This is a genomic window from Formosa sp. L2A11 (genome assembly GCF_009796865.1).
In the GTDB taxonomy this organism is placed as follows: Bacteria; Bacteroidota; Bacteroidia; order Flavobacteriales; family Flavobacteriaceae; genus Formosa.
On record NZ_CP047028.1, the window covers coordinates 2936012 to 2955460 of the forward strand.

At 30.5% G+C, this 19449-nt stretch carries 21 protein-coding genes; 16 read left to right on the top strand and 5 right to left on the bottom strand.

Annotated elements, in window-relative coordinates; translation table 11 throughout:
- Positions 1-543: 543 nt before the first annotated feature.
- Positions 544-1005 carry an SRPBCC family protein gene (locus GQR95_RS12900; RefSeq protein ID WP_159023547.1) on the top strand — a complete coding sequence of 154 codons (462 nt, stop codon included), beginning with the start codon at positions 544-546 and terminating at the stop codon, positions 1003-1005.
- Positions 1006-1051: 46 nt separating this feature from the next.
- Positions 1052-2017: a YheT family hydrolase gene (locus GQR95_RS12905; protein WP_159023548.1), complete on the top strand. Its 966-nt coding sequence runs from the start codon at positions 1052-1054 to the stop codon at positions 2015-2017.
- Between the two features lie 36 nt (positions 2018-2053).
- Here GQR95_RS12905 and GQR95_RS12910 read toward each other — a convergent pair whose 3' ends face one another.
- The 5 genes from GQR95_RS12910 to GQR95_RS12930 all read right to left on the bottom strand — a co-directional run bounded on the left by GQR95_RS12910 (position 2054) and on the right by GQR95_RS12930 (position 6756).
- On the bottom strand, positions 2054-2440 hold the full coding sequence (locus tag GQR95_RS12910; RefSeq protein ID WP_159023549.1) for a hypothetical protein: 387 nt from the start codon (positions 2438-2440) through the stop codon (positions 2054-2056).
- An 889-nt stretch (positions 2441-3329) separates the two neighbouring features.
- Entirely contained in the window at positions 3330-4550 is a 1221-nt protein-coding gene (locus tag GQR95_RS12915; protein ID WP_159023550.1) for an alpha/beta hydrolase-fold protein, read from the bottom strand.
- Positions 4551-4597: 47 nt separating this feature from the next.
- A complete protein-coding gene (locus tag GQR95_RS12920; RefSeq protein ID WP_159023551.1) occupies positions 4598-5152 on the bottom strand; it encodes a DsrE family protein in 555 nt (184 codons plus the stop codon).
- A 136-nt stretch (positions 5153-5288) separates the two neighbouring features.
- Positions 5289-6299 carry a permease gene (locus GQR95_RS12925; protein ID WP_159023552.1) on the bottom strand — a complete coding sequence of 337 codons (1011 nt, stop codon included), beginning with the start codon at positions 6297-6299 and terminating at the stop codon, positions 5289-5291.
- 115 nt (positions 6300-6414) lie between these two features.
- On the bottom strand, positions 6415-6756 hold the full coding sequence (locus GQR95_RS12930; RefSeq protein ID WP_159023553.1) for a metalloregulator ArsR/SmtB family transcription factor: 342 nt from the start codon (positions 6754-6756) through the stop codon (positions 6415-6417).
- A 356-nt stretch (positions 6757-7112) separates the two neighbouring features.
- Here GQR95_RS12930 and GQR95_RS12935 point away from each other — a divergent pair, with 356 nt between their 5' ends.
- From GQR95_RS12935 to GQR95_RS12995, 14 genes are all read left to right on the top strand, one after another.
- Positions 7113-8114, top strand: coding sequence for an alpha/beta fold hydrolase (locus tag GQR95_RS12935; RefSeq protein ID WP_159023554.1), 1002 nt, complete (start codon positions 7113-7115; stop codon positions 8112-8114).
- A gap of 165 nt (positions 8115-8279) precedes the next feature.
- Complete coding sequence (locus GQR95_RS12940) at positions 8280-8891, top strand: hypothetical protein (RefSeq protein ID WP_159023555.1); 612 nt, start codon at positions 8280-8282, stop codon at positions 8889-8891.
- Between the two features lie 119 nt (positions 8892-9010).
- Entirely contained in the window at positions 9011-9775 is a 765-nt protein-coding gene (locus tag GQR95_RS12945; RefSeq protein ID WP_159023556.1) for a hypothetical protein, read from the top strand.
- Positions 9776-9797: 22 nt separating this feature from the next.
- Positions 9798-10583: a DUF4349 domain-containing protein gene (locus GQR95_RS12950; RefSeq protein ID WP_159023557.1), complete on the top strand. Its 786-nt coding sequence runs from the start codon at positions 9798-9800 to the stop codon at positions 10581-10583.
- A 582-nt stretch (positions 10584-11165) separates the two neighbouring features.
- Positions 11166-11969 carry an MBL fold metallo-hydrolase gene (locus GQR95_RS12955; RefSeq protein WP_233265928.1) on the top strand — a complete coding sequence of 268 codons (804 nt, stop codon included), beginning with the start codon at positions 11166-11168 and terminating at the stop codon, positions 11967-11969.
- A gap of 17 nt (positions 11970-11986) precedes the next feature.
- Positions 11987-12127, top strand: a complete 141-nt coding sequence (locus GQR95_RS16850) for a hypothetical protein (protein WP_233265929.1) — start codon at positions 11987-11989, stop codon at positions 12125-12127.
- Positions 12128-12306: 179 nt separating this feature from the next.
- Entirely contained in the window at positions 12307-13098 is a 792-nt protein-coding gene (locus GQR95_RS12960; RefSeq protein WP_159023558.1) for a DUF3050 domain-containing protein, read from the top strand.
- Positions 13099-13178: 80 nt separating this feature from the next.
- Positions 13179-14162 (top strand): DUF3365 domain-containing protein, encoded by a 984-nt coding sequence (locus GQR95_RS12965; protein ID WP_159023559.1) that lies wholly within the window; start codon positions 13179-13181, stop codon positions 14160-14162.
- A 351-nt stretch (positions 14163-14513) separates the two neighbouring features.
- Positions 14514-14966, top strand: a complete 453-nt coding sequence (locus GQR95_RS12970; protein WP_159023560.1) for an isoprenylcysteine carboxylmethyltransferase family protein — start codon at positions 14514-14516, stop codon at positions 14964-14966.
- Between the two features lie 6 nt (positions 14967-14972).
- Positions 14973-15578, top strand: a complete 606-nt coding sequence (locus tag GQR95_RS12975; RefSeq protein ID WP_159023561.1) for a bifunctional 2-polyprenyl-6-hydroxyphenol methylase/3-demethylubiquinol 3-O-methyltransferase UbiG — start codon at positions 14973-14975, stop codon at positions 15576-15578.
- A gap of 210 nt (positions 15579-15788) precedes the next feature.
- Positions 15789-17120, top strand: coding sequence for a cytochrome ubiquinol oxidase subunit I (locus GQR95_RS12980; RefSeq protein ID WP_159023562.1), 1332 nt, complete (start codon positions 15789-15791; stop codon positions 17118-17120).
- A gap of 6 nt (positions 17121-17126) precedes the next feature.
- Positions 17127-18203, top strand: coding sequence for a cytochrome d ubiquinol oxidase subunit II (gene cydB / locus GQR95_RS12985; RefSeq protein ID WP_159023563.1), 1077 nt, complete (start codon positions 17127-17129; stop codon positions 18201-18203).
- 17 nt (positions 18204-18220) lie between these two features.
- Entirely contained in the window at positions 18221-18517 is a 297-nt protein-coding gene (locus tag GQR95_RS12990; protein ID WP_159023564.1) for a hypothetical protein, read from the top strand.
- Between the two features lie 317 nt (positions 18518-18834).
- Complete coding sequence (locus GQR95_RS12995; protein ID WP_159023565.1) at positions 18835-19449, top strand: TetR/AcrR family transcriptional regulator; 615 nt, start codon at positions 18835-18837, stop codon at positions 19447-19449.

Below are 19449 nucleotides of genomic sequence, written 5' to 3' on the forward strand. Positions count from 1 at the left end.
AAAGTCTTTACATTATATAGACCTTCTTTATCCTTATATTTAATAGAAATGACGTGAAATGTATCTAGAAATGATTTTGAATTAAATTTTATAGATTCAATAGACTTCGTATTATCAGAAAAGATCTTCACCTTATGTTTAGAGAAATTCTTTTGATATTCAATTTTCAACATCTCACCTTCAATTGAATAATTTAGAATATAATTATCTTCTTTTAAATAAAAAATAAGACACAAAATGGTTAGCAAAACAGACATAAATGATAGTAGAAAAACCCAATCATTCATCTGTCTCAAATAAAATAAAAAGACAAAAAATATGATTAATATTGGCCCTAGAAATTTATCTTTAAATATATTTAACGTCATCGTTTTAATTGAGTACCTCTAAAGTATAAAAATTAATTATAACTCGATATTAACAGCTTTAAACAATACTTATAAAATTAGAGTTAAACCGAAGGAATTATACCTAAAAATGTATTAATTTTCATTTTTAGTAGCATAATAAAATCAAGCCACTTTTTAAACCAAAATAATAATCATGGGAGTCTTTCAATTTAAACGTCAGCAGTTATTTAATCAGCCTATAGAAACGTTATGGGCATTTATTTCAAATCCGAAGAACTTAAAAACCATTACTCCAGATTATATGGGGTTTGATATTGTTTCTGGAGACTTGCCTGACGCCATGTACGAAGGCATGATTATTAACTATAAGGTCTCCCCTGTTTTAGGTATAAAAACAACTTGGGTTACTGAAATTACACACGTAAAGGACAACCATTATTTTGTAGACGAGCAACGTGTTGGACCTTATAAAATATGGCATCATCAGCACTTTTTAGAGGAAACTCCAGAAGGCACTTTAATGAAAGACATTGTAACCTATCAGCCTCCGTTTGGAATTTTAGGAAACATTGCCAATGTAATTATGATTGAAAATAAACTGAAAGAAATTTTTGAATATCGCAACACTGTGCTTAACGAATTATTCGGAAAATAAACACTTTTAACCCCTCTATAAATAAGTACTTTATAATATTAAATACATGCCATTAATAGCACATTCTAAATACGAAGCACCTTCTTTTATAAATAAAAACCCACATTTTTCTACCATTTATGCGGCTAAGATTAAGCATGTAAATCCGCCAAATTATAAAACTGAAACGGTAGAATTAAGCGATGGCGATTTTTTAAATGTAGATTATGTTATAAAAGGAACTAAAAAAGCGGTGATTTTATGTCATGGTTTAGAAGGCGATTCTAGACGAACGTACAATAACAGTTGTGCTAATTATTTTGCCGAACATAATTTTTCTGTATTTGCTTGGAATAATAGAACCTGTGGCGGACGTATGAACCGTTTACCTAAAATGTACCATCATGCTTCCATAGACGATCTGGATGCGGTTGTACAATTTGCTTTTAAACAAGGTATAGAATCTGTTTACCTTATTGGTTATTCTATGGGTGGCGCACAAGTATTAAATTATTTAGGAAAACTAAAACCAGATGGTCGTATTAAAGCAGCCGTTGCTGTGTCTGCACCAACGCATATTAAATCGTGTTCAGACACTTTAAAAGTAGGTTTTAATAAAGTGTATTTAAATAATTTTAAGAAAGGTATTGTAAGTAAGCTGAAACAGAAAGTTGTACAGTTTCCTGAATTAGCAAACGTAGATAAAATAAACGCATTACATAGTTTTGATGAAATAGATGATTATTTTACGGCGCCCATACATGGTTTTTTAAATAAAGAAGATTATTACAAACGTGTGTCTCCTGAATACTCTTTAAAACACATTACAACTCCTGTACTTATAATAAACGCCCTAGACGATCCTTTTTTAGGAGCACGTTGTTACCCAAAATCTCGTGCAAATAACAGTAAATTTGTGTATTTAGAAACACCAGAATATGGCGGACATTGTGCTTTTCCCATAAAACATTCTAAGCAATCTTACGCAGAAGTTCGTGCTTTTGACTTTTTTAGTGATTTAGAAAAGGCATAGAAAGATTAAAGATTTTGTAGCATAGTTTTAAATACGCTAGTCATTTAAATTACTGCCCAACTTATTAGCTTTTACCAATTCTAAATATTTAATTTTCAAGTCATTTATTTGATAAAATTGATCCATTTTTACATCAAAATGTTCTAAAATCCATTTTCTAATGGTTTCAAAATCTCCTTCTGAAAATTTGTTTTCAGATTCGTCTAAAACATTTAATGTTTTAAACTCATAGACATCGCTAAAAACGTCGTCTCCTTCATCAAAACTTCTTACTAACGTCACTCTATAATTAGATTTACATTTTTCAAGTTTTAACCAATCAAATGTTCTGCTTTCAAAATAGACATCAACCTTTACAAAAAGAGCGAGTATTTTTCCTAATTTCAGGTATAATTCAATTTTATTTTCAGGTATAGTTTTCATTTACAAGTTCTTAATTACAAAATATCTTTTGTAAGGATAGTTACGTAATTAAGTGTAAAATTAACATAAAAAAACTGAAGATGAAATCTGTGAAGATTTTTATAAGTAGACTAGAACTAGTAATTAATTTTATACTTTATGTGTGCCCAGCATGAGCATCTTTTGATTTACCGAAAGATAAATAATTAATCTATAAGGTGCAAGTCCCTTATACGCAGGAGTAACGTTCTGAAGCATTGGTAAGTCGCAAGGGTGAAAACCGTGAGGTTTTATCTGAAGGTTATTTGCGATTGAATAAAGAGCAAATACCACTACAAAACTCGGTACTGACCCTTCGTCTATGCTCAGGACAGGCCAAACAGAAATCGTATACAGAGGCATATTTACTCGGGTAAGCAACCACATCATTGTAACGCCCCAAAATTAACAAAAGGGTAAGTATGTAGATACAACAGGAATTGACGGAAAAAAGATGTCATTACCTGGGGGGCAGAGCGTAAAGAAATGTCTGGTAGACATTTTTAGAGAACGAGCCAGCTGGCGTGAGGGGCAACTACGAGTTGGTTATTTGGAGAAGTCAGCAGAGATCATAGTACCTACAGGAAACGAGCAGAGGTAATACCTCCGATGGACTCACAAGTAGGGAAGGACTGAACGTAATTCTCTTCAAAATTCGCATAGGAGCACTAGTTGTAGCCTATGCTTAAACTAGAAGATAGTACCTAGGGTGAAAAGAGTTTTGGTGTGATGATTTACGAACCGCCGTATACGTTAGTGAGAAGAAAAGCTCGAAACTACAGAGCGAAGCTTTTGTATGTACGGTGGTGTGAGGGGTGCACTCCTTCATTTGATGGCGGAGCCATCCACTCGATTGTAAAACGTTTTTATTTTAATTACCATTCTTTACTTTTATTTTTTTCTCAATTTTATCCAAATTAATTTGGCAGAATTCCCATTCTGGATCTTCTGCTTCCTTGATTAACTGTAATGCAATTTCATAATTAAGTTTTGCTTTTTGTAGTTCACCAAGTTCCTCAAAAGCAAATCCTAAATCAGAATAAGCATCGAATGAATTAGGATTGGTTTCTATTCTAATTTTAAACGCTTTTACAGCGTATTTCTTAAATTTTTCTATTCTTAAAAAAGAATATCCTAAATCATTAAGAGCATAATCATTAGTGATTTTATAACAAAATTTTTCGGATAATTGATTATAATATTTTATAGTTTTCTCAATTGATTTATCTGGGCCTCCCAAAGCCATAATTTCATCTTCTGTTTTTGGAGTTTTATATTGAATCGGTTCAAAAATAAAACGTAAACCAAAAAATATTGAAGGTAATCCAACAGTCCCGTGTGATTCATTTGGCATGGGGTCATATTTAAATCTTAAACCAGATTTTTTATGGGCATTGATGTAGTTTTTAAACTCTCCGCTAAGTTTAAGAACGTTACCACGCATATTTCCCACATTTTCATTAGCTAATGTTAGATAAAAAGTTCTATCTGACTTCAAATTATCGGAAAAGGTTTTTTCGAATTCTTGACTTATTAATTCATTTGGATACCATAAACTAGGACTAATGGTGATATATGAATTAAATAAATCTGGTTTTTTTAAAAAAGTATAAACGTTGAATAGCCCGCCTAAAGAATGCCCAACGATTACCTTGTATGAAGCAGCTTTATATGTTTGTTCCACATAAGGAATTAATTCTTTATCTAAAAAATCTATAAATTTATCAGCTCCACCGGTTAATCCCAATCTTTCTTGCTGTTCCTTGTTTAATTCTTTAGAGTTTGGAGTTAGGTCAAGATTACGTCTAGTATTTTTTATGCCTACAATAATCATTTCAGGAATGAGTTCATTTAAAAGAAGATATTCAACCGTACCTACAGTATGAGTAAAATTGTAATAACTATCTAGCAAATATAAAACAGGATAATTCTTATCTGATTTTTCATAGTTTTTGGGAAGATAAATATCCAGTTTTCTATCTTCATTTAGTATGTCTGAATGTATTGTTGTCTCTTTACCAATTGAAATTGTATTTTGAGAATATGTAGAAAAGGTTAATAATAGAAAACTTATTAATAGGTTGAATTTCATGGTTAATTTGTTTTTCAGAATTATTAACAATTCATAATATAAAAATACTAAAATTTAATTAGAGCATAGTTGTTCATTTGATATACAGTAAGCACACTCATTGCAGATAATCCCACTTTAACTTCTGGCAATAAATCTGCTTTAGTATAGCCTTTAGCAGTCATAGATTGTCCGCATAGAAATATATCTACGCCCATGTCCGAAAGCGTTTTTATTAAATCTACATTCGGGTTATCTACATTATACTTTTCGTGATACACATGAGATGATAACGCATCTTTTACCGCGCCACCATGTAAAACAAGAGCAAGATGTATGTTTTCTTTTGGTGTTCCATATCTCACGTGCATATTGTAATAACGGTGCAGACTAGAAATAATCCTATTGGGTTTAATAGCATCTGGTTGTTTGTTCGCAATATCAAAAATGGCTTTTAAATCTTGAGAAGGTTCTGGTATAAAATCTAAATTATCTACAGCATATACAGCGCCAACCGTATAAAAAACAGGTCCTGTTGTGAGTGTATTAACTTGTCCAAATGAAAAATGTACTAGACTAAGACACAAGACTAGAGTAAAAAGGAATTGAGATGTGTTGTTCATTTTTAGTGTATTTAAAGTAATCTAAAGCATTAACTACTAAAGGTTTTATGCTAAAATAGTATTTATTTTAGCATAAAACAGTGCTGTCTTTTAGTAAAACGTATAAACCACTAAGTATACACTTAGAAATACGGATTTAAAACAAATAGTAGAATATAAATCCGCCAGAGACAGCTATTGCCATTATGGAGCCTACAAAAGCAACAACAGCCTTAGGTTTTAACATAGAAGACACAATTGCAATTTCAGGTAAGCTTGCTCCTGTACCTCCAATGAGCAAAGCCATAGCTGCGCCCATACTCATCCCCTTACCTATTAACACACTTAATAACGGAATAGCCATTTCTATTCTAAGGTACAAAGGCACACCTATAGCTGCAGCAAGAAATATGGCCAAAGGATTATCGTTTCCTAAATATTTTTCTACAAAAGCATCTGGTACAAATACCACCGATATAGCACTTATAACAGCACCAATAAGAACATAAGGCATAATACGTTTAAAAAGCGACCAAGCAAATTCTAGTGCTTCTCTAACTTTATCATGCTTAATATTTAAAAATTTACGATCTGTAGTTGAACCACAAGTTGAAACTTGAGGATTTGAAGTACATACCGAAGCAGTTATTGTTTGTTCTACCTGAACTGATTCCGAACAACTAGTATTTTTTGGTTCTGTATTACTGCATGAAGTTGCTTTAGGTGTAACAACCATAATTTTCACATGATTTACCAGGGATGTATTACCTACAATAGTCCCAAAAACTACGGCGCCAATAAATACAATTAGAAAATACACTGCAGCAACCTTAAACCCAAATACAGCAAAAACAAAGGCAACAACAACAAAATTTGCTAAAGGTGCTGATAATAAAAATGAAAATACCATTGCTAAAGGCGCTCCCATTTCTAGCATTCCCATTGAAACCGGTACCATAGATGCACTACAAAATGGTGTTGGAATACCAAGAACTGCTCCCATTACACCACTAAACTTTCCTGTTTTACTTAGCCGTTTCTGTAATTTCTCTTGCGGAATATATGCACGTATAAACCCGGTAAGTACAGATACAAATGCAATAATAAAGAATAAGGCTACACTTACATGGATAAACTCGTCTAGTGCAATTTTTAAATTTTCTGTCATTTTAAATAGATGTTATAATTATTAATTTCAAATATTAACATATGCATAATTACACATATGTTAGAGCGTAAAAAAAACCAATACAAACAAATCGTGAAATTGGTTTTATTAGTTTTTAACGAGCTATAAGTCTTTGTTTACAACGTTGAATTTCAATTGTCATGTCTTTATCGGAAATGGTTCCCACTGCATTTTTTATATGTTGAAAAAATGCGCTATCGTTAGATTTAATAAAATAATAGACCCATTTTCCCTCTTTAACTTCGTCTAAAATTCCTGCTTTACTAAGAATTCTTAAATGACGAGACACATTATATTGTGGTTCATTTAAGACTTCAATAATTTCGGTCACACAAATTTTAGAATCCATATTAATTAATAACCAAATAATCTTAAGGCGTGTAATTTCAGACAACGCTTTAAATATGATAATACTATGTTGTAAATCGGGTTTCATTAGTATAATAAATATTAAGTGATTTAAAATTAAATCATATGCATTATAACGCATACGTAATGCAAAAGTAAATCTTTCAATTAAATATGCAAGTTTTTTTATAAAATAAAAACATAGTAAATTTTTATAATGGAAACAATTAAATGTTGTTGAAATACAATAATTAAAAACTAAGATACAACGGTTTTAATTATATTAATAGATGTAAACAGGTCTCATGTACAAAAATTTTATACATTTATATGTATTAAAGTGAAGTATACTGTGGGCTAAGCTTAAAAAAAACATGAGTAAAAACATACGTATAAAACTCATATTCATATATATATACCACTCGGCAAAACTAAATTTAAACAATGACAAAGCATGTATTAACGCTACTAATAGTAGTATGTACCTTACAAAGCACTATAGCACAAACCAATAACTTAGAGTGGTTAGACCTAGAATTGTCTAATTACCAATATCCATATCCAGTGTCGACTTTAGAATTAAAAATTCAAGAGCAAGATTTAAAAATGGCTTATATGGATGTTAAGCCGGATAACTACAACGGAAAAAACATTGTGCTTTTTCACGGAAAGAATTTTAATGGCGCCTATTGGAAAACAACTATTGAAGCCTTAACCAAGGAAGGATTTCGTGTTATAGTTCCGGATCAAATCGGTTTTGGTAAATCTTCAAAACCAGAACATTTTCAGTACACGTTTCAGCAACTTGCTAAAAACACAAAAATACTTCTAGATACCTTAAAGGTTACAAAAACGGCCATTTTAGGCCATTCTATGGGTGGTATGATTGCAACGCGTTTTGCGCTAATGTATCCTGAAACTACAGAAAAATTAATTTTAGAAAATCCGATTGGATTAGAAGATTGGAAACTAAAAGTGCCTTATAAATCTGTAGAATGGTGGTATGAAAATGCACTTAAAAGTAATTATGAAAGCATAAGAAAATACCAATTAGTAAGCTATTACGATAACAATTGGAAACCAGAATACGACCAATGGGTAAATTTATTAGCCGGTTGGACATTAAATTCTGATTATAAAAGAATTGCATGGAATTCTGCACTAACTTCTGATATGATTTTTACACAACCCGTTGTTTACGAGTTTAAAAACATTACCGCTCCTACCCTTTTAATTATTGGAACACGAGACAGAACTGCACTAGGAAAGCCGTTAGTAACTGATGCCGTTAGAGAAACAATGGGATTATATAACGAGTTGGGAAAAAAAACACAGAAAACAATTCCGAATGCCAAACTAGTAGAAATTAAAAATGTTGGACATTTACCTCATATTGAAAAATTTAAAAGTTTTATAAAGCCTTTAATTAAATTTATGAAGGATTAAAGTTTATAAACTGAATTAAAGCCATATAATTATTAATCTTAATTATATGGCTTTTTTTATAAATTATAAATACGTATAATTATACAACAACAAAATATATATAATAATTATTTTATATATTTATTGACGTTATAAAAAATTAATCCAGCGAAGCAGCTATAATATATGAAACAATACATGCTAACCTTAGTACTAAGTTGTATTAGTTTTTATACCTTAAATGCTCAATTCTCAGAACACCATGCTATTTATTTTTCAGGTGAAATCAATCTAGGAAATTATGTAGGCATAGATTATAATTTAAATTACGTTTACAAAGAAACCTATGCTTTTAAATTAGGGTATACAGGAAATATTAGAACACCTAAATCGCAACCAAAAGATTATGGTTCTGGATTACAAGGTTTATTTTCGTTTGGGTTTGAAAATCCATACGATCAAATTGAAAATATTCAAATCGGGGTTGGTAAAATTTACAAACTAAATACTAACGGAACAATACGACTAAATTTATCTGCAGGATTAGGATATACAATAATTAGGGAACCAGAAAATTGGCAACGTATTAATGATGCTTACCTATCTGAGAATTACACTTGGAATTATAGAAAACACAATACAGTAAGCCTCGTTATAAACCCAAAAATAGAATTTCCCGTATCGCGATTCTACGGATTAACTGTTTCTCCCATGTTATTAATTAATAAAGACAGCACCTATTTTGGTATTGGATTAGGACAAATGCTAGGTCTCTTAAGACCTAAAAGACAACGCTAAATAAGATAACTTTTTCTTATAACTATTATTAAATACAATCTATAACTATGCCTATATATCTATTTAATTATATTTACTAAATTAAATTCGTAAACACACTACAAAACTTATAAAGACTCATGAAATACGCATTATCATTCATCTTAATCCTGCTTGTTAATTTATCATCATTTGCAACCGACACAAAAATTATAGTACGCGCTAAAGCTAAAGATGCTAAATTTATAGGTTCTTCTTTAGGTGGTGCAGAAGTTATTATTAGAGATAAAATGACTAACGCCATTTTAGCACAAGGAAAAACCGAAGGTTCTACAGGAGATACCAGTCTAATTATGAAAACACCTTTAGAGCGTGGTCTTAGTATTACAGACGATAAAACGGCTAAATTTATGGCTAATATAAATATAGACGAACCTACTTTTATTACCATAGAAGTGTATTCTACAATAAAAAACGAGAAAGCTAGGGTGAGTGCTAGTACAGATATGTGGCTAATTCCGGGTAAAGATATTCTTGGAGAAGGCGTTATTCTAGAAATTCCGGGCTTTCTTATAAACATAGAAACACCAAACACAAATCAGGATTTGTCTTTAGCTGCTATTAAAAAAGAACCTCTTAAGCTTAAAGCAAAAGTGGTTATGATGTGTGGTTGCCCAATTAACAAAAACGGACTTTGGGATTCTGAACACATTGAAGTAAAAGCTATAGTAAAATTGAATAATACGGTATTAAAAGAAGTCCCTCTTACTTTTGTAACTACAAATATGTTTGAAGGAGATTTAACTCTAGAAAAAGCAGGAACTTACCAAGTAATACTATATGCATACGACAATACAACAGGAAATACAGGAGTAGATAAGGCAACTTATGTAGTTACTAAATAAGATTATTGCAATTACTGAAGTTATGAAGAAATTACTAAAGATTTTAGGGGTTGCTATACTAATTTCATTTTTTGGTTGTGAAAACTATGAACAAGATTCAATGAGTCTTGGACAAGTGAAAATGGAAGATGCTAAACAACAAATTCCAGAACCAGAAAATGATATTCAAAGAAAACTGATTAAAAACGGTGAAATTGAATTTGAATCTGATAATTTAAAAGACACTCGGAAACATATTTTTAAAGCCATAGAGAAATTCAATGGCTATACGTCTTCAGATAATGAGTATAACAACTCCAACAAAATTAGTAACACACTAATTATAAGAGTGCCTTCTGCAAATTTCGATAATTTATTAGATGAAATTTCAATTGGGGTTACTACATTTAACAGAAAAGAAATTTCAATTAAAGATGTTACTGCAGAATTTCTAGATATTAAAGCGCGTTTAAAAACCAAAAAAGAACTTGAAAACAGATATTTAGAAATATTAAAAAAAGCTAATACTGTAACCGAAATTCTAGAAGTAGAAAAACAAATTGGAGCGTTACGTTCCGAAATTGAATCTATTGAGGGAAGATTAAAATTTCTTAATAATCAAGTGTCTTTTTCAACTTTAGATGTTAGAATCTATGAAACGATATCTAAACAAACAAAATTTGGTGAAAAATTTAAAAACGGATTTAAAAATGGTTGGGAAAACCTGATTTTATTTTTTGTGTTTTTAGTAAATGTCTGGCCTTTTGTTTTAATAATTATCGGAATTATCTTTTTAATTCAAATTTGGAGAAGAAGGAAAACAAAATAATAAGTATTAATACCATCTATAATTAATGGAATAAAAATGTCTGTATCTTTATAGAATACATAGACTTATATTTATCCGTTAAGAAATTTTTAGAACTTATATTAATAGTAAAAGAGTTTCATTATTTTATAAAAAAATCTTATTTTTACATACTTACGGTATCTTTTATTCCCCCTATAATCGATTGCTTAACCTATATAAGATGATAAATAAACATGCATTAATAATATGCATTGGTCTATTTTTTTTAAATGTTACCGAAAAAAAAACGACTACAAAAAACATTTATAAGACTACATTTTCACTCGGAGTTTTACAAAATTTCCGTGTAAAAACTTCCTGCTGTTCAAAAGCAAATACTACTCTATTTAGCTTCTATTCTAACCAAAATAACAGCGCTGTTTATCTATTATCTAAAAATCACTCAAATTATTTAGTTTTCCCACTAAACACAAAAAAGAAGCTTTTAAAGGGCTTTCAAGTATAAAATATAGACAAAAACGACATAAAATCATTATAATTGATCTTGTTTAACTAAGCAGAGATACATGCTAAAAAGTAGTGATTTAAAAAAATATAAAAATGAAAAAATATTACTCCATCTTTTGCTTATTACTTATTTTTTCGTGTTCAGGGAAAAAGTCATCAGATAAAGAACAGAAAACGGACACATACATAAATAGTACATCTATAGTTATTTTAGGAACAGTACAAGATGCCGGATCTCCACAATTAGCTTGCACTAAAGCATGTTGCGAAGGGCTTTTTGAAAATCCAGATATAAGCAGAAAAGTATCGTCTTTAGGATTAATTGATTCTCAGAACGATAAAACCTATTTATTTGATGCTACTCCAGATATGGTTTCACAAATGAAATGGCTTACAAAGTCTGAACCTAACAGTAAAAAGGAGCTTGCAGATGGTATCTTTTTAACACATGCACATATTGGGCATTATACCGGATTAATATACTTAGGTAAAGAAGCTTTAGACGCTAAACATACCCCAGTTTATGCATTACCTAGAATGAATAATTTCCTTTCCAACAACGGTCCATGGGATCAATTAGTGAAAAGAGAAAATATTACGTTAAATGAAATGACAGCAGAAGTTCCTGTTAAATTATCAGATTCTATAGAAGTTACCCCTTTCTTAGTTCCGCACAGAGATGAGTATTCTGAAACCGTAGGTTACAAAATAAAAGGGCCAAATAAAACAGCTTTATTTATTCCAGATATTGATAAATGGAGAAAATGGGATAAAGATATTATTGAAGAAATAAAAAACGTAGATTATGCCTTTGTAGATGCTACATTTTATAGTGGTATGGAAATGAATAATAGAGACATCTCTCAAATTCCGCATCCATTTATTATTGAGTATTGAACGTTTTAAAGATTTAGATGAGGAAGAAAAAAATAAAAATAATTTTTATTCATTTAAATCATACAAACCCTGTTTTAAACCCAGAAAGTATTGCTACTAAAACCGTAATATCTAAAGGATTTAAAATAGCAAGAATGCATGATATTTATAAATTATAAAATACAAACGCTCTATTCTACTCTGTTTCAGACTATATAAACAATCTGATTTAAAACATATTGTATCCTTTAAATAGTATTTAAAAATAGATACTCTTAAAATAAAATTAGCCTTGTGTTAATTCAATCTGTTAATGTATTTTTACACGCAAATTAATAATATCAACTCCCTAATTTGCATGATTAAAACAAACAATTCCGATAAAATATCTCATATCGAGAATGAAATTTCTGACTTAAGAAATCAATTAAAAAACCACAAGCTTTATACGTGTTTAAAAACAATAGACGACATTAAAATTTTCATGGAAAACCATGTGTTTGCTGTTTGGGATTTTATGTCACTTTTAAAGCATTTACAAATACAACTTACAACAATTACAACACCTTGGGTTCCTTCAAAAAACGCGTCTTTATCTAGATTTATAAATGAAATTGTTCTTGGAGAAGAAAGTGATATTAATGAATTAGGAGAACCAAAAAGTCATTTCGAAATGTATCTAGAAGCCATGCTTCAAACACAAGCAAATACAACCGAAATACTTCGTTTTATAAAGCATATTGAATTAGGTAATTCCGTTAATGCAGCTCTAAATCAAATACAAATTGATAAAAGAGTAGCAGACTTCGTTACATTTTCATTTTCTGTAATTGCAACCAATAAACCACATCTAGTAGCTTCAGCATTTACATTTGGTCGCGAAGATGTTATTCCTGATATGTTTATTGAAATTCTGAAACAATCAGATTCAGAAAACAAATCGTATAATAAATTAACCTACTATTTGCAACGCCACATAGAATTAGATGGCGATGAACATGGACCACTATCTTTAAAAATGGTTTCAGAGCTTTGTGAAAATGATGACCAAAAATGGAACGAAGCACTAACAATTGCTAAACATGCCTTAGAAAAAAGAATTGCGCTTTGGGATGCCATTTCAGACATAATTCTGAAAAAACATTTTTAGCATATTATAAGCTAGTACTGTAACATAAGTTACCAAAATTGTGCACTAATGATTGTATATTCATCTAAATTTATTTTTAGATGAAAAACAGTCTAGTATTACTTGTATTAACTACGTTTTTAGTGAGTTGCAACTTATCTAATAAGAAAAACACTACAGACTTAGTGAGCCAAAACATTGAAGAAACAGACCATCCTGGTAAAAAATTAATGGAAACGAATTGTTACATCTGCCATAGTCCAACTGCAGATGAAAATAATAGAAACGCACCTCCAATGATTGCAATTAAAAAGCGTTACTTAATGAATAATTCTACTAAAGAAGCATTTAAAGCCGCAATGTTAAATTGGATAAAAAATCCGAATCAAGATAATGCTATAATGTATGGGGCTGTACAACGTTACGGTATAATGCCTGGTTTAGCATATCCAGATGAAACCATAACTCAAATTGCAGACTATATATATGATTTTGAAATAGACCAACCCGAATGGTTTGAAAGTCATTATAAACAAAACGGTCAGAACAGAGGAAAAGGATATGGTATGAACATGCAACAAAAACAAAGTCAGACAACCGTACCTTATGGAGAACGTGGTTTAAAATATGCATTATCTACACAAGCTGTTTTAGGCAAAAATTTAACAGAAAGTATTCAGAAAGATGGCGTTTTAGAAGCTTTAGCATTCTGTAATGAACAAGCTTACCGATTAACAGATAGTATGTCTGTAACCCATGATGCCATAATAAAACGCGTGTCTGATAAGCCAAGAAATCAAAATAATAAAGCCAATACTGAAGAACTTGAATATATAAAAACATATAAATCGGTTGTAAAAAATAATGAGCAACCTAAACCCATTGTTAAAAACATCGATAATAAAATTCATGTTTACTATCCCATAACAACTAACGCTATGTGTTTACAATGTCACGGTATACCAAATGAAACTATGGATGCAAAAACGTTAAACAAGGTATTACGTTTGTATCCGAAAGATAAAGCTATAGGTTATACTAATAATGAAGTTAGAGGTATTTGGAGTATTACTTTCGATAAATAAAACAGATTAAGAATTAATAGAAGTGCTTTAAAGGCTATAATACGTTCTGTAATTTATTGATTAGATTTCAGATATCCTGCTACTTTTTTTAGGTGATATTGTCCATTACAATGCAATTCAGGCGTATCTGTATTAGTACAAAAAGTATTAAAAATCTTATCTATATAAACGCAATTTTAGTGCTATTATATAATTTTAAAACAGACATATAAGTATTGTGTTTACAACAAAACGCAATACTTATTTTTAGATATAAAATTAATACTAAAATAAAATCCGAATAGTAAAATTTATTACATAGTAAAATCTATAATTAGATACATTTTCAATAAAAACCATTATTTAAACATATTGAAAACAGGACATCCTTCAAAAAAAGATTATGTATTTGTTAGCATTCAGCTGCTGCTGTTTGCGGCTTATATTGTTCCTTTTAAAATAATACACTTAAACATTAACACTTGGTTAAAACATTCAGGATTAGCCTTAATGGTTTTGGGTTTAATTTTAGGTGTTATAGCTTTATTGCAAATAAATACGAAAATATCTCCGTTTCCAACACCAACATTACAAAGCACATTATTAACTACAGGTGCATTTAATATTGGCAGACATCCTATTTATACAGGTATTTTAGCCATAACTTTAGGATATGCCGTTTATAATGCATCTCTATTTAAATTTATAATATTCGTATTATTACTCATTCTCTTCTATTTTAAATCTAATTACGAAGAGCAACTTTTATTAGAAAAATTCCCAGAATATGCTACCTATAAAATAAAAACCCGCCGGTTTATATAATACACTATGAAAAACACACCATTGCACTTTTGGAACGAACGCTATAGCCAAAAAGAATTTATATATGGTACAAAACCTAATACTTTTTTTAAATCAGAATTAGATAAGCTAAAACCAGGGAGTATACTTTTACCTGCCGAGGGTGAAGGTCGTAATGCTGTTTATGCCGCTAAAAAAAATTGGTCTGTTACTGCTTTTGATATGAGTAAAAGCGGAAAAGAAAAGGCTATGCTCCTATCTAAACAAAACAAAGTTTCTATAGATTATAAAGTTACAGGTGCACTAGAATACACAAATAACAAACAATTTGATGCTATTGGTATGTGTTACTCGCATTTTCCTGCTAATATTCGTAAAAAAGCCAACCAGCATATACTCCGGTTTTTAAAACAAGGAGGAACACTTATTTTTGAAAGCTTCGCTAAAGGGCAATTAAAAAACACATCTGGCGGACCAAAAAATGAAGCCATGCTTTTTTCTATAGAAGAAATTAAAGCGGAATTTCCGGGTTTAGAGTTTTCAATTTTAGAAGAAAAAACAATAGCACTTTCCGAAGGCACGCTACATATAGGAGAAGCTCAAGTTATTCGGTTTGTGGGGGTAAAAATTTAAATTCAAAAGCGTTTAATACGGCGCAATAAAACACCATAACATACTGTGATTTGTTAGGTTCCATATCCGTTTTTATGTTAAAAAGAAATCAATTTATTTTGTTCTATTTTTCTAGTAATCAATAGTGTAGAAAAAGACTTTATATTATGTAATAAAAGTTACTCTATAATTGCTCGTTGCTTTGTATTTTTATAGCCTAAAACACAGAATATGGAAGACATGCTCTTTTATGATAGAATGCAATTCGCATTTACTATCACATTTCACTACCTATTTCCGCAACTTACCATGGGATTATCTTTATTGATAGTCTATTTTAAATGGAAATTTTTAAGAACAAAAGTTGATAAATACAACGATGCTGCAAAGTTCTGGATGAAGATTTTTGCACTTAATTTTGCAATGGGAGTTGTAACAGGTATTCCAATGGAATTTCAATTTGGTACCAATTGGGCTAAATTTTCAGAACTTACTGGAGGTATAATTGGTCAGACTTTAGCCATGGAAGGCATGTTCTCTTTCTTTTTAGAATCGTCCTTTTTAGGGCTCTTTTTATTTGGTGAGAAAATTTTAGGTCATAAACTGCATTTTGTTACAGGATTTCTGGTCTTTTTAGGCTCCTGGGCGAGCGGATATCTTATTATAGCCACACATTCATGGATGCAATATCCTGTAGGTTACGAAGTCTTAGAAAACGGGAAATTCATTTTAAATAATTTTGGAGCACTCTTTTCTAATCCATGGTTAATACCTTCTTATTTACATAACCAAGCTGCATCTATGGTAACATCTTCTTTTGTTGTTGCTGCAATTGGAGCGTTTTATTTACTAAATGATAAGCATCACGAATTCGGAAAACTGTTTGTAAAAACAGGTGTAATTTTCGGATTAATATCAAGCCTTTTAGTAGCATTTCCAACAGGAGATTTAGCTGCTAAAAACGTAGTTAAACACCAACCTGTAACCTTTGCGGCTATGGAAGGTATTTTTGAAACAGAACAAGGCGGATCTGAAATTGTACTTATTGGACAGCCCAATATGCGTGAAAAAAAATTAGATAATAAAATTGCTGTTCCTAACATTTTAAGCTTTTTAACCTATCAAGATTGGAATGCAGAAATTAAAGGTTTAGACCAATTCGATCCTTCTGTTTATCCAACCAATATTCCTGGTTTATATTATGCTTATCATATTATGGTTGGTTTAGGAACCATTTTTATTGGGTTAATGCTTTTAGCTGCGATTCAACTATTCAGAAAAAAATTATATACCACAAAATGGATTTTATGGGCCCTTTTATTTCTATTGCCTTTTCCATATATCGCTAATACCACAGGTTGGTACACAGCAGAACTTGGTAGACAACCTTGGTTAGTATATAACTTATTACGAACTTCTGCGGGAGCGTCTCCAACAGTTTCTTCGGGTAACACCTTATTTACTTTACTTGGTTTTATAGGCTTGTACTTACTACTCGGGTTACTGTTTTTAATGTTAGCAGGAAAAATTATTAATAAAGGACCAAAACTAGAAAAACACTAATAAATTATGGAATTATTTTGGTATATCGTTTTAATGACAATGTTAGCCGTTTATGTAATTTTAGATGGTTACGATTTTGGGTCTGGTATTATTCATTTATTTTTTGCTAAAACAGAAAAAGACAAAAAAGCAATAACAAGTGCTATTGGTCCTTTTTGGGATGCCAACGAAGTTTGGTTAATTGCAGCTGGTGGTGTTTTATTTTTTGGCTTCCCTACCCTTTACGCCTCATCGTTTAGTGGTTTTTATTTACCATTAATCATGATTTTATGGTTACTTATTTTTAGAGCCATCGGGTTAGAATTAAGAGGCCAAGTACACAATCACATGTGGGAAGCCATTTGGGATAAAGCCTTTGGAATTTCTAGTTTATTATTGGCACTCTTTTTTGGGGTTGCTTTAGGTAACGTTGTACGTGGTGTAAATTTAGGAAATGTAGTAGAAGGTGTTTCAACACACGAAGCGCATTATTTCTTCTTACCGCTATGGAATCCGACCTTTAGCCCTCAGGCAGAAGAACTCGGAATTATAGATTGGTTTACATTATTACTAGGAATTATTAGCGTTGTGGCTTTAACTATTCATGGTGCCAATTGGATTATCTTTAAAACCAATTCAGATTTAAATGAAAAGTTAAAGAAAGTTGTTTTTAATATGAATATTGTGCTTGTTGCTCTAGTTGCAATTTCACTATTAGTTTGGCATATAATAGAACCTAATCCGTTTCATAATTTTATAGCTAAACCTTGGTTATTAATATTTCCGCTAATAACCTTTACCGGATTATTCGGATTATTTAAAGTGAAAACATTTAAAAAACACGGTTTAGGATTTTTATTTTCATCCTTATTTCTATTAGGCGGATTAACATCTACTGTAGCTTCAATATTTCCAAAAGTATTGCCTTCTACAAACAGTATAAATCCAGACTTAACCTTATATAATGTAGCTGCTCACGAATATGGTTTAACTGTAGGCTTATATTGGTTTCCTATTGCTGTTGTTTTAGTTGCTGTATATATGTTTATTCAATACAAAGTCTTTAACGGTAAAATGGACGCCATAGGTTATGGTGAACATTAATTATAAATCATAATAATATGACAGGTACTTTAATTTCATTAATTAGTATTTTCATAGGAATTATTGCTGCAAATCTAATGGGATATTTTAAACATAAATATTCCTTTGGATTTACAGGAAATACCTTAGTAGGTGTTTTTGGAAGTATCTTTCTAGTAAAAGGTTTCGGACGCTTAGGATTTGATCCTTGGTCCATTATGGATAGTGGCTATTTTCACAGTTCTCTTTTTATTATAAACTGTATAGTGTCTGCTTTAGGAGGTGCTTTAGGTCTAATTGTTATAAAAATAATTTATAATAAGATGAATAAATAATACACCAATAAAGATTATTTGATAACTTTTTAAATTTAGAACACATCTCGTTATTGTTTTACAAATTATAAAAACATAATGCTGTAAATGAAGAGTAAATCACTCTTCTTTTTTCTTACTTAATTTTAAAATTAACCAAATAAAGCCAACAACAAAATGAAGTATAACAACGCCAGCTATAATATAAATCATGGTATTAGAATCTCCTCTCATTTTAAATTTACTTTAAATTATTAAATGTAAAAATAATCAAACATACATGTGTTTGATTATTTTTTGTAAATTTGTTAACCAAATGGTTAAACCGAATAGTTGAAATGAAAAAATCTAAAGATGAAAACACTGAAGAGCATATATTAGAAGCCGCAAAACTTGTATTTCAGTCTAAAGGAATGGATGGAGCGCGTATGCAAGAAATTGCAGATCAAGCAGGCATAAACAAAGCCATGTTACACTACTATTACAGAAGTAAACAACTGCTATTCGAAGCTGTATTTCATAATGCTTTTATGTTATTAGCTCCACAATTAAAAACGGTATTAAATGATGATTCCTCTATCGAAGAAAAAATAAAAAACTTCACTTCTAACTATATTTCATTTATTGTAAAGCATCCTTATATACCAAATTTCATTATTCAAGAATTAAATAGGAATCCTGATTTTTTAATAAAAATGAAAGAAAATCCGAACTTTCCTAATCTTAAAAAATTCAGAAATCAATTAAATCAAGAAATAGAATCTGGGATTATAATACCAATAAGTGCTGAACAGTTATTTATAAATATTATGGCACTAAATGTATTTCCTTTTGTTGCACAGCCATTACTTAAAGCATTCACAAATACAGACAATAACACATACAAACAACTCATGAAAGATCGTAAAACCGAAGCAGCGAACTTCATTATTAATGCCATAAAGCTCAATTAA